General features: G+C 73.4%; 7 protein-coding genes. 6 read left to right on the forward strand and 1 reads right to left on the reverse strand.

Translation table 11 applies throughout. From position 1 onward, the window contains the following. The first annotated feature begins 72 nt into the window (after positions 1–72). The 3 genes from ACZ6S4_RS25715 to ACZ6S4_RS25725 all read left to right on the forward strand — a co-directional run bounded on the left by ACZ6S4_RS25715 (position 73) and on the right by ACZ6S4_RS25725 (position 6,273). On the forward strand, positions 73–2,403 hold the full coding sequence (locus ACZ6S4_RS25715; protein WP_465477354.1) for a putative bifunctional diguanylate cyclase/phosphodiesterase: 2,331 nt from the start codon (positions 73–75) through the stop codon (positions 2,401–2,403). Between the two features lie 139 nt (positions 2,404–2,542). Next, positions 2,543–4,714: an RNA polymerase recycling motor ATPase HelR gene (gene helR, locus ACZ6S4_RS25720; RefSeq protein WP_465477355.1), complete on the forward strand. Its 2,172-nt coding sequence runs from the start codon at positions 2,543–2,545 to the stop codon at positions 4,712–4,714. Continuing rightward, positions 4,711–6,273, forward strand: a complete 1,563-nt coding sequence (locus ACZ6S4_RS25725) for an MDR family MFS transporter (protein ID WP_465477356.1) — start codon at positions 4,711–4,713, stop codon at positions 6,271–6,273. The genes helR and ACZ6S4_RS25725 overlap by 4 nt, the downstream gene beginning before the upstream one ends. Positions 6,274–6,282: 9 nt before the next feature. Here the strand turns inward: ACZ6S4_RS25725 and ACZ6S4_RS25730 are convergent, their stop codons facing one another. Further along, positions 6,283–7,200 carry an NADP-dependent oxidoreductase gene (locus ACZ6S4_RS25730; RefSeq protein ID WP_465477357.1) on the reverse strand — a complete coding sequence of 306 codons (918 nt, stop codon included), beginning with the start codon at positions 7,198–7,200 and terminating at the stop codon, positions 6,283–6,285. A gap of 91 nt (positions 7,201–7,291) precedes the next feature. Here ACZ6S4_RS25730 and ACZ6S4_RS25735 point away from each other — a divergent pair, with 91 nt between their 5' ends. From ACZ6S4_RS25735 to ACZ6S4_RS25745, 3 genes are all read left to right on the forward strand, one after another. Continuing rightward, positions 7,292–8,362, forward strand: coding sequence for a class I SAM-dependent methyltransferase (locus ACZ6S4_RS25735; RefSeq protein WP_465477358.1), 1,071 nt, complete (start codon positions 7,292–7,294; stop codon positions 8,360–8,362). 64 nt (positions 8,363–8,426) lie between these two features. Beyond that, a complete protein-coding gene (locus tag ACZ6S4_RS25740; protein ID WP_465477359.1) occupies positions 8,427–11,390 on the forward strand; it encodes an AfsR/SARP family transcriptional regulator in 2,964 nt (987 codons plus the stop codon). Further along, a complete protein-coding gene (locus ACZ6S4_RS25745; RefSeq protein WP_465477360.1) occupies positions 11,383–11,952 on the forward strand; it encodes a hypothetical protein in 570 nt (189 codons plus the stop codon). Before ACZ6S4_RS25740 ends, ACZ6S4_RS25745 begins: the two co-directional genes overlap by 8 nt. The last annotated feature ends 29 nt before the right edge of the window (positions 11,953–11,981 follow it).

Raw genomic sequence — 11,981 nt, forward strand, 5'->3', positions numbered from 1 at the left:
ACCGGTCACCCTGTTCCGGGTGCAGGGCACGGGGTTCGTTAATGCGTCGCGCCGTTCTGCCGAAGGTAGGACGTGACCTCTGTGCTGGCGCCCGTCCGAGCCGGCGACGACCTGGACACGCCGACCGCGGCGTACCCGGTGCTGCCCCGGCGCAGCGCCGCGCTGGCTTGGTCATACATCGCCGCGGCAGCCGTCGCCATCACCCTGTTCGCGGCCGGGCCGGCGTCGTTGCAGCTGCCGCTGATGCTGACCGCGATCGTGGGCGGGCTGTGGGCCACCACGTACGCGGTCCGCCGGATCGCCGTCCCCGCCCACCGCAAGCCCTGGCGCCTGCTGCTCTGGTCGGCCGGGATGTTCTTCGCCGGCATCGTGCTGCGGGTCGTCGTGCCCGGCGCCGGTGCCTCTCCGCCGACCTCGATGGCGCTCATCCCGGACGCTTTCGTGCTGCCCGGCTACCTGCTCATGGGCTACGCCTTCGCGGACATGCTGCGCCGCCGGCGGGCCGCGGACGACGACCCGGCCCGGGTGGACGCGCTGCTGGTCGGGCTGGCCGCGGCGTTCATGTGCTGGACGTACCTGATCGTGCCCTCGATGGCGCAGACCGACCTGACGCCGCTGCGCATCGCCAACTCGTTCTTCCCGGTCATCGACGTGGTGCTGGTGGTGCTGGCCGCCCAGCTGGCGATCTCCGGCGGGGCCCGCCAGCCGTCGCTGTGGCTGCTGCTGTCGGCCTCGGCGACCATGTTCGTCGGCGACTTCCTCTTCATGCTGCGCGACGGCGCCCTGGCCGACGTGCCCCAGCACGCCGTCGACGTGCTCTTCATGGCGACGTTCCTGCTCGTCGGCGCGGCCGGCCTGCACCCGTCCATGCGCACGCTGACCGAGCCGCAACGCGTGGTCGTCACCGACCTCAGCAAGATCCGCACCGGCCTGATCGCCCTGATGGTGGTCGTGCCGACGATCATCACCACCATCGTGCCGGCCGGCTCCACCCTCAACGGCGTGGTCCGCTCGGTCCTCTGCGTGCTGCTCATCCTGGCCGTGTTCGCCCGTGTCGTGCGTTCCAACAACTCGCGGGCGCGCGCCGAACGGGCCACCCGCCGCCGGGCCACCCATGACGCCCTCACCGACCTGCCCAACCGCGAACTGCTCGCCGAGACGATCGCGGAGTGGGGCGACCGGGCCGCCGCCGACGAGCAGGAGATCAGTCTGCTCTTCATCGACCTGGACCGCTTCAAGATGGTCAACGACCACTGGGGTCACCAGGTCGGCGACGAGCTGCTCTGCGCGGTCGCGGGCCGGCTGAGCGCGCAGATCCGCGGGGCCGACCTGGTCTGCCGGATCGGCGGGGACGAGTTCGTGATCGCCTCGGCCAGCCCGTCGCACTCCGCGCTGGCCGAGTCGCTGGCCGACCGGGTGCTGGCCGAGTTCGCCCGCCCGTTCGAGCTCTCCGTCGGCAACGTGGTCATCTCCGCGTCCATCGGGGTGGCCAAGTCGCTGGGCGGGGCCCAGGCGCTCGAACTGATCCGCGATGCCGACACCGCCATGTACAAGGCCAAGGGCAGCGGGCGCAACGCGTACGCGCTGTTCGACACGTCCCTGCGTGACGAGGTCCGGGACCGGATGAACCTGGAGCAGGCGCTGCGCCGGGCCCTGCCGCGCGGTGAGCTCTCCGTGCACTACCAGCCGATCGTGGACCTGGCGACCGACGAGCTGGACGGCTTCGAGGCGCTGATGCGCTGGCAGCACCCGACGCTCGGCGCGGTCTCACCGGTGGACTTCATCCCGGTGGCCGAGGAGACCGGCCTGATCGTGCAGAGCGGCGCCTGGCTGCTGCGCGAGTCCGCGGCCCAGCTCGCCGCCTGGACGGCCGAACGCGGCCCCGGCGCCCGGCGGCTGCACGTCTCGGTCAACGTCTCGGTCCGCCAGCTGCGCGACGGTGCCCTGGTCACCGTGGTGCGGGACGTGCTGGCCGACACCGGGCTCGCGCCGGAGCAGCTGTGGCTGGAGATCACCGAGTCCGGCGTGATGGAGGATCTCGACACCGCGCTGATCACCCTGAACCAGCTGCGCGGCCTCGGCGTGACGCTGTGCATCGACGACTTCGGCACCGGCTACTCGTCGCTGAGCTACCTGAACCGGCTGCCGGTCGGCATCGTCAAGATCGACCGCTCGTTCGTCAGCCGGGTCGGCGAGGACGGCGCCGACGAGCCCATCGTGCGCGCGGTGCTGGCCATGACCCGGGCGATGAACCTGCGCGTGGTCGCCGAGGGTGTGGAGACCGAGGTACAGCGCGACTGGCTGCGCGAGCAGGGCTGCGATCTGGGCCAGGGCTGGCTCTACGGCAAGGCGGAACTGCCTGCCGACTTGGAGAGCTGGATCCACCGTCCGGCCATCGTCTGAGATCGATGGGAAGGGGCGTGAGAGGAGAACCCACTCTCCGCCACTTCTAACGTATATCGCACCCCGGGGCTTGTGGCAAGACCCCGTGCATGGCGCAGAATCGTCCGCCGAGCCCGGAATCTGCGCAATCGAGGTGTGAATGAATCCCTTGGCGACCAGCGCCTTCGATCTTCCCGACCGGCTGGCCCCGAAGGCCGACCCGAAACTGATCGCTGCCGACGAGCGGCACTTCGCGGCCATCGCGGAAAGCCTGCGGCAGTCCATCGCCGACCTGTCCGACCGGCTGGAGGCCGAGCGCCGGGCCCCCGCGGGCAAGGGCCGGCAGGCGGTGGACCGCGACACCGAGGTACGGCAGCTGACCGCCCGCCTACGGGCCCTGCGCCGTTTCGGGATGGACCTGTGTCTCGGGCGCATGGTCAGCGCCGACGACGCCGAGCCGGTGTACGTCGGGCGGTTCGGCCTCACCGACAGCACGGGCCGCCGGCTGCTGCTCGACTGGCGGTCGCCCGCGGCCGAGCCGTTCTTCGGGGCGACCCACGCCAACCCGATGGGTCTGGCCAGCCGCCGCCGCTACCGCTGGACCCGCGGCCGGATCAGCGACTACTGGGACGAGGTGTTCAGCCCGGACGGGTTCGAGGGGCACGCCGCGCTCGACGACCAGTCCGCCTTCATCGCCAGCCTGGGCGGCAACCGGTCCGCCCGGATGCGGGACGTGCTCGGCACCATCCAGGCCGACCAGGACGCCATCATCCGCGCCGGGTCCGGCGGCGCTCTGGTGGTCGACGGCGGCCCGGGTACGGGCAAGACCGTCGTCGCCCTGCACCGCACCGCCTACCTGCTCTACGCCGATCCCCGCCTCGGTCACCGCCGTGGTGGCGTGCTGTTCATCGGCCCGCACCAGCCGTACCTGGCCTACGTCGGCGACGTCCTGCCCAGCCTCGGCGAGGAGGAGGTGCAGATCTGCACCCTGCGCGACCTCGTCACCGAGGGAGCCGCGGCCGCGCCCGAGACCGACCCGGAATTGGCCGGGCTCAAGTCGTCGGCGCGACTGGTACGGGCGATCGAGGCAGCCGTCCGGTTCTACGAGGAGCCGCCGGCCGCTGCCATGACGGTCTCCACCGGCGAGGCCGACATCCGGCTGAGCGCCGACGACTGGGCCGAAGCGTTCGAGGCGCCCGGCCCTGGAACGCCCCACAACGAGGCACGGGACGAGATCTTCCAGGAGCTGCTCACGATCCTGGTGGAGAAGTACGACGGTGATGAGCCGGAGGCCTTCGTCCGGCGGTCCCTCGGGCAGAACAGGGAACTGCTCGCCACCTTCAACCGCGCCTGGCCGGTGCTCGAGGCGACCGACCTCGTCGCGGACCTCTGGTCGGTGCCCGCGTACCTGCGCAAGTGCGCGCCCTGGCTCACCCCGGACGAGCTCCGCACGCTGCGCCGGGACGCCGGACAGCCCTGGACTGTGTCCGACCTGCCGCTGCTGGACGCGGCCCGGCGGCGGCTCGGCGACCCCGAGGCGTCCCGGCGCAACCGCCGGCAGGACGCCACTCTCGCCGTCGAACGCGAGCGCATGTCCGCGGTCGTCGACGAGCTGATCCACGCCCACACCTACGACGACGGGGAAGGGGTGCTGTCCAGCCTGCGCCAGCTCGACCTCCAGGACGCCCTGGTCGACGAGACCGCAGTGCCCGCCGCCGAACCCGACCGGCTGGCCGGCCCGTTCGCGCACATCGTCGTGGACGAGGCCCAGGAGCTGACCGACGCGCAGTGGCAGATGCTCCTGCAGCGCTGCCCGTCCCGCAGCTTCACCATCGTCGGGGACCGGGCCCAGGCCCGGCACGGCTTCACGGAGTCCTGGCGGGAACGGCTGGAAAGGATCGGGCTCGACCGGATCACCATGTCCTCGCTGACCATCAACTACCGGACGCCGGAGGAGGTCATGGCCGAGGCCGAGCCGGTCATCCGGGCCGCACTGCCCGACGCCAACGTGCCGACCTCCATCCGCAGCAGCGGCGTCCCCGTACGGCACGGATCCGTGGCCGAGCTGCAGTCCATCCTCGACAGCTGGCTCGCCGCGCACGCCGAGGGGATCGCCTGCGTCATCAGCGCCGGCGGCACCACCGTCCCGGCCACGCCCCGGGTCCGGTCGCTGACCCCGGAGCTGTCCAAGGGCCTCGAATTCGACCTCGTCGTCCTCATCGACCCGGAGGCGTTCGGCCCGGGCATCGAGGGCGCGGTCGACCGGTACGTCGCGATGACCCGCGCCACCCAGCAACTCGTCCTGCTCACCACCACCGAGGGAGCTCGATGACCTCAGTCACCACCCCGCCCGCCGCCCGGATGTCGCGCCGGGAGGTCGTCCAGGCGCTGTCCGGCCTCATGCTCGGCCTCTTCGTGTCCATCCTGGCCTCCACGATCGTGTCCAACGCGCTGCCCCGGATCATCGCCGACCTGGGTGGCTCGCAGTCCGTCTACACCTGGATCGTCACCACCGAGCTGCTGGCCATGACGGCGACCGTGCCGCTGTGGGGCAAGATGGCCGACCTCTACAGCAAGAAACTGCTGATCCAGCTCTCCCTGGGCCTGTTCGTCGCCGGCTCACTGATCGCAGGCTTCACCCCGAACGTCGAAGTGCTGATCGTCAGCCGGGTGGTGCAGGGCATCGGCGCGGGCGGCATGACGGCACTCGCCATGATCGTGATGGCCGCGATGATCCCGCCGCGCGAGCTGGGCCGCTACTCCGGCATGTTCGGCGCGGTGTTCGGCGTCGCGACCATCGCCGGCCCGCTGATCGGCGGACTGCTGGTGGACACGTCCTGGCTGGGCTGGCGCTGGTGCTTCCTGATCGGCGTGCCGTTCTCGCTGGCCGCGATCGTGTTGCTGCAGAAGACGCTGCGCCTGCCCCCGACCCCGCGCCGAGCGGTCTCGATCGACTGGCTCGGTGCGACCCTGATCACCGCGGGCGTGTGCGACCTGCTGATCTGGTCGACCCTGGCCGGCAACCACTTCGCCTGGGGCTCCTGGCCGACCGCAGTGTTCGTGGCGGCCGGGCTCCTGCTGCTCGCTCTCGCGGTCCGGGTGGAATCGCGGGCCAAGGAGCCGATCATCCCGCTGAGCATCTTCGGCAACCGCACGGTCTCCCTGGCCATCCTGGCCAGCGTGCTGGTCGGCCTGGCCATGTTCGGTGGCACGGTGTTCCTGTCGCAGTACTTCCAGATCTCGCTGGGCAAGTCCCCGACGGTCGCCGGCCTGATGAGCCTCCCGCTGATCTTCGGCCTGCTGGTGTCCTCGACGGTGGCCGGCCAGCTGATCACGAAGTACGGCCGGTGGAAGGCGTATCTGGTCGCGGGGGCGGTGGTGATGACCGCCGGCATGGTGCTGCTGAGCACGATCGACGCCCACACCAGCGTGCCGATGCTCGCTCTGTTCATGGCGGTGCTGGGGGTGGGCGTCGGCATGCTGATGCAGAACCTGGTGCTGGCGGCGCAGAACGACGTACCGGCCCAGGAACTCGGGGCGACCACCTCCGCGCTGACGTTCTTCCGCAGCATGGGCGGCGCGATCGGGGTCAGCGCCCTGGGCGCGGTGCTGGCCTCCCGGGTGACCACGATGCTGGCCGAGCGCTTCGGCCCGCCGGCCACCGGTGGCACGGCCAAGGTGCCCGACCTGTCCACCCTGCCACCGGAGGTGCTGACCGTCGTCCGCGAGGTCTACGGCGAGGCCACGGCCGGCCTGTTCCTGATCGGCGCCCCGATCGCCGCGCTGGCCGTGCTCGCCGTCCTGTTCATCAAGGAGAAGCCGCTGCACACGCTGAGCGGCGACGAGCGCCGGGCCCAGGAGGAGGCCGCAGCCGGTGCGCCGCTGACCTGATCGGCTCCCTCAGAGCTCCTCCGGCTCGACGATCAGGACCACCTTGCCGCGGCCGTGCCCGGCCTGCACGGCCGCGTGCGCCGCGGCGACCTGGGCCAACGGGTACGCCCGCAGCGGCATCGTCAGCACCCCCCGTCCGGCCAGCGCGACGACCTCGGCGAGCCGGACGGGGGAGCGGGGCGCCCGCACCACCGGGGTGCCGAACCCGGCGGCGCCCTTGTCGTCGGCGATCGTGCCGATCCGGTCCCGGGGCACGCCGAGGGCCACCGACGCGGCGACTGCCCCGCGCCCGGCCGCGTCCAGAGCCACAGTCACCGGTCCGGGCGCGACCGCCCGGACCGCCTCGACCAGGCCCTCGCCGTACGCGACCGGAACGGCGCCCAGCTCCCGCAGGTAGTCGTGGTTGGCCGGGCCGGCTGTGCCGATCACGGTGGCGCCGGCCAGCCGGGCCAGTTGCACGGCCAACGTGCCCACCGAGCCGGCCGCCGCGTGCACCAGCAGCACGTCGCCCGCGGTGACGCCCAGCTGGGTCAGCGCCCCGGAGGCGGTCTGGCCGGCCGCCACCAGCGCGGCCGCCGCGGGAAAGGACAGCTGCGGCGGTTTCACGACCAGATCCGCGGCCGGCACGACCACGTGGGTCGCCTGACCGTTCATCATCGTGGAACCCAGCACCGCCGTGCCGGGGGCGGGGCCGGAGACACCCTCGCCGAGCAGGTCGACCACCCCCGAGAACTCCTGGCCGACCTGATGCGGGAAGTGCCCCGGCCCCCGTCTCATCCACCCCTCACGCACGCCGACGTCGAAGGGCTGCACGCCGGCCGCGCGTACCCGGACCCGTGCCTCGCCCGGACCCGGCACCGGATCGGGCAGCTCAGCGATTCGCAACACCTCGGGCGGGCCGTACCGGTCGAACACCGCTGCTCTCATCCGGCCACCCTGCACGCTGAAGCCGGGTTGAGGTCAAGAGCCGCACGCGAACTGCACGCGAACCGCACGTGGCCCGGTCCACGGTGGTCCCATGACGACCACCGAGAAGACCGCCGAACGCCTGCTGGGCGCGCTGACCGCCGCCGCCGAGCTGTTCACCGTCGAGCTGGGCCGTGAACTCGGCCTCTACCGGGCCCTGCGCGGCGCCCGGCTCACCCCGCCCGAACTGGCCAGGACCGCCGGCATCGACGCGCGGTACGCCCGCGAATGGCTCGAACAGCAGGCCGCCGCGGGACTGCTGACCGCGTTCCCGACGGCCGGTGACGACCCGGACGAGCGGCGGTTCACGCTGAGCGAGGAGGTCGCCGCCGTGCTGCTCGACGAGACCGGGCCGGCGTACCTGGGCACGGCGGGACAGTTCGCGCTCGGGCTCGGGCTCACGTTCCCGGCGGTCACGGAGGCCTTCCGGACCGGGGCCGGTGTGTCCTACGCCGACTACGGCCAGCACATCCGGCACGGGATCGCCGCGTTCAACCGGCCGATGTTCACCCATCAGCTGACGGGCGAGTGGCTGCCCGCCGTACCGGAGCTCGACCGGAGGTTGCGGGCCACGCCCGGTGCCCGCGTGCTCGACCTGGGGTGCGGGCTGGGACATTCGTCGGTGGCGCTGGCCCTCGCTTACCCGGCGATCACCGTACGCGGGGTGGACCTGGACGAGGCGTCGGTGGCGGAGGCGCGGCGGAACGCGGCCGCGGCCGGGGTGGCCGACCGGGTGAGCTTCACGGTCGGTGACGCGGCCGTACCGGCCGGGCCGGGCGTGGACCTGGTGACCATCTTCGAGGCCCTGCACGACATGGCCGACCCGGTCGGCGTGCTGGCCGCCGCCCGCGCCTGTCTGACTGAAGGCGGCAGCGTCCTGGTCGGTGACGAGCGCGTCGCCGACGAGTTCACCGCACCGGCGGACGAGATCGAGCGACTTCAGTACGCCTTCAGCGTCCTGCACTGCCTGCCCGCCACCCGCGCCGAAGGCTCGGCCGACGCGAACGGGACGGTGCTGCGCGCCCCGACGATGCTCGGCTGGGCCCGCGCGGCCGGCTTCACCCGGCCAGAAGTGCTCGGCATCGCCAACGATTTCTGGCGTTTCTACCGGTTGCAAGGCTGACCGGCGGCTCCGGCAGCCGGAAATACGACGGCGCCGGGCGCCCCGGCCGCCCTAGGGTCATCGCATGCGGGTGCGGGTGCTCGGGCCGTTCGAGGCGGACGGCCCGCACGGACCGTGCGTCGTGGCCGGCGCGCGGCAGCGAACCGTGCTCGCCGTCCTGGCCCTGCACGCCGGGCGTCCCGTCACGATCGGACGGCTGATCGACGCCGTCTGGCCTGACGATCCGCCGCCCTCGGCCCGCAACAGCCTGCAATCACACGTGGCCCGGCTGCGGGCGGTGCTGCCGGACGGCGTCCTCCGGCACGAACCCGCCGGCTACCGCCTGATGCTGGCGCCGGATCAGGTCGACGCGCTGTGCTTCGAACGGCTGCTGAGCGAGGCCCGGACCGGCGCCGGCCCGGCCGGGCGCGCCGAGCTGCTCGATCGTGCGCTGGCGTTGTGGCGGGGACCGGCGCTGCCCGAGTTCCCCGCCGGTCCACTGGCCGGCTGGGCGGCGCGGCTGGGCGCGGCCCACCGCACGGCGCTGGCGGACCGGGCCGAGCTGGGCGGCGGCAGCGAACGGCTCGCGGCTGAGGTGGCTGCCGACCCGTGCTGGGAGCGGGGTGCGCTGGTGCTGGCCCGGATGCTGCCGGCCGCCGAGGCGACGGCGGTGCTGCGCGGGCACGCCGAGGCTGTGGTGGAAACGCTCGGACTCGACCCGTCACCCGCGGTCCGCGAGCTCCAGGCCGAGCTCGCCCGCGGCGGCCGTCGGCCCGCCACCCAAGCGGTGGGCGTGGGCGCCGGGAGACCGGGTGCTGGTGCTGCCGGCGTCGCGGGCACGGGCGGTGGAGATCGGGACGCGGCGGCCGGGACGGGCTTCAGCCCGGCGGGGGCGCAACGGCCTCGGCCTGGTCCGGAGGCCGCCTTGCCGGGGCGGGACGTGGCTGTGGGCGTACCCCGGTATGCCTCATCCTTCCTCGGTCGCGACCGTGAGCGGGCCGCGTTGGTCGCCGCCGGCGGGTTGGTCACCGTGGCCGGGCCGGGAGGGGTCGGCAAGACCCGGTTGGTCGCCGAGGCCGTGCGCGGGCTGGCCGTCGCGTGGGTCGACGCGGCCGCGGTCCGGGGCCGGGACGATTTCCTGCAAGCTGTCGCCGCCGGTACGGGCGCCCGGCCGGCCCCCGGCGACGACGTCGTGCGGGCCATCGCCGCCGGCTTCCCGGGTCGGTCCGGGAGCGACGTGCTGGTCCTGGACAACTGCGAACACGTTCTCGCGCCCGCCGCCGACGTCGTCGAGGCCATTCTCGCCGCCGCGCCCGCCACCCGGATCGTCGTGACCAGTCAGGAGCGGCTGCGGATCGACGGCGAGCGGGTCCTCGTCCTGCCTCCGCTGCCCGCGGGCGCGGCCGCCGCGCTCTTCGCCGACCGGGCCGGTGGCGCGGTCGACCTCGGCGATCCGGCCCAGGCCGAGGCCGTCGGCGCGGTCGTCGCCGCCCTCGACGCCCTGCCGCTGGCCATCGAGCTGGCCGCCACCCAGGCCCCCGCGCTCGGCGTTGCCACTCTGCGTGACCGGCTCGACGACCGGCTCGACCTGCTGACCCGCGGCCGGCGCACGGGCGCGCCCCGGCAGCGGACCCTGCGGTCGGTCGTCGACTGGTCGTTCGGGCTGCTCGGCGACGACGAGCAGCAGGTGCTGGTGCGGCTCGGGGTGTTCGCGGGCCCGTTCACCGTGGCGCTGGCCGAGGCCGTCGTCGCGGATGCCGAGCTGCCGCGTTCGCAGGTCGCGCCGGCCCTGGCCGCGCTGGTCGACCGCTCGCTGGTGAGCCGGGCCGGTGCCGGGCGCTTCCGGCTGCTGGAGACCGTGCGGGCCTATGTCCGGCAGCAGCCGGCGAGTGCCGACCTGCGCCGGCGGCATGCCGAGGCCGTCGTCGCGGCGGCCGAGGAGCTCGACCTCGCGCTGCGCGGACCGCGGGAGGCCGAGGCCGCGCGGGACCTGGACGCTCTGCTGCCCGACCTGCGGCAGGCGGTCGAGATCGCCCGCGACGATCCCGCGCTGATCGCCCGGCTGGCCGCCGCCGTCTACCGGTACGGTTACCTCGGTCAGCGCTACGAACTGCTGGCCTGGGGTTACGCCGCCAGATCGACCGGCTCGGCGGGCGCCCTGGCCGCGGCCGCGACCCACGCGTGGGGGCGCGGGGACCTGACCGCCGCCCGTAAGCTGCTCGCGGCCGCCCCGCCGCATCCCGCCGCTCACGAAGTCCTCGGCGACATCGCGCTCGTCGCCTGCGACGGTGCCGCAGCGCTCAGCCACTACCGGGCCATGACCGCGCTGGCCACGGACGCTGCTGTTCGTGCCTCCGGCCTGGCCAGCCAAGCGCTGGCGCTGGCCTGGACCGAGCAGCCGGAGGAGGCCGTCGCGACCGGTGAGGCCGCGGTGGACGTGGCCGACCTGACCGGCAATCCGACCGCCCGCGCGATCGCCCGGTACGCGCTCGGCGAGGCGCTCGGTGATCTCGACCCGTCCCGGGCCGTCACCCTGCTCGACGAGTCCGCCGCGCTGGCCCGCAGCGTCGACAGCCGGCTCTTCATGGGCGCGTCCATGGCTGCCGCCGTCGCCATCCGGTCCCGGCACGCCGACCCGGCGGAGGCCCTGCGGAGCTTCCGCGAGGTGCTCACTCTGTGGCGCGAGGCGGGTAACGACACTCTCCAGGTGGCCGCGCTGCGCAACCTGGTCGTGCTGCTCGCCCGGATCGGTGCCGACGACACCGCCGCCCTCGTCGATGCGGCGCTGCCCGACGCCCAGGTCTATCCGGCCGAGGCCACCCGCCTGCTCCGGGCCCGGACCGCCGTCGCCGAACGGCTGGGCCCGGACGGGCTCGCGGCCGCCCGGCGCCGGGCCGCGGTGCTGACCAGTGGCCAGGTGGTCGAGGCGGCGCTGGCCGCGATCGACGCCGACCTGGCCCATCGGCCGGAACCGGCGGACGCGAGGTCACGATCCGGCCCTCGCCCGGGACCCGGCGGACCGGCATCGCTACCGTTGGCGGGTGTCTGAGATCCCCTGGTGGGCGTTACCCCTGGTCGCCGTCGTGTTTGCGCTGGCCGGGGCCGGTGTGACCCTGCTCGTGTCGGCCCGCGACGAGTACGCCCGCAGCCGCGCCAAGCGCACCAAACGGTGGTACGCCGAGCGCAAGGAGGCCTACATAGCCCTGATGACGGAGTTCGAACGGGCGGCCTACCGGCTGCGCGCGGCGTACGACAGCGGTCAGTCCCCACCCGGACCGTTCACCTACGTCGACGCCGTCGGACCCGCCCTCATGCAGGTCCGGTTACTGGCCTCGGGGCAGGTCCGCAGCGCCGCGCTGGCCGTGCACCTGCTGATCGAGAAGCTGTACGGCGAGCGTCCCACCCCGCCGATGGGCGTCGACCCACAGAAGTCGGTCCGGGAGATGCTCGGGCACGTGCCGCTGGTGATGCAGCAGTTCGAGGCGGCGGTCCGCGAGGAACTCGGCATCGAGGCCACACCGCCTCCGCCGCCGGTGGAGCCACCGTCGCGGGGACTGCGCTCGTACATCCGCCGCGACGCGACGCCGGCGGAGTCCCGCGTCACTGGTTGATCTTGCCTGACCCGGGGAGTATGGAGCCA

This window comes from Actinoplanes sp. NPDC051405, from assembly GCF_055586185.1.

What these genes read in the sequence shown, in the direction of transcription:
- helR (WP_465477355.1), top strand. Translation starts at nt 2,543, where the DNA reads ATGAATCCCTTGGCGACCAGCGCCTTCGATCTTCCCGACCGGCTGGCC.
- ACZ6S4_RS25725 (WP_465477356.1), top strand. Translation starts at nt 4,711, where the DNA reads ATGACCTCAGTCACCACCCCGCCCGCCGCCCGGATGTCGCGCCGGGAG.
- ACZ6S4_RS25730 (WP_465477357.1), bottom strand. Translation starts at nt 7,200, where the DNA reads ATGAGAGCAGCGGTGTTCGACCGGTACGGCCCGCCCGAGGTGTTGCGA.
- ACZ6S4_RS25735 (WP_465477358.1), top strand. Translation starts at nt 7,292, where the DNA reads ATGACGACCACCGAGAAGACCGCCGAACGCCTGCTGGGCGCGCTGACC.
- ACZ6S4_RS25740 (WP_465477359.1), top strand. Translation starts at nt 8,427, where the DNA reads ATGCGGGTGCGGGTGCTCGGGCCGTTCGAGGCGGACGGCCCGCACGGA.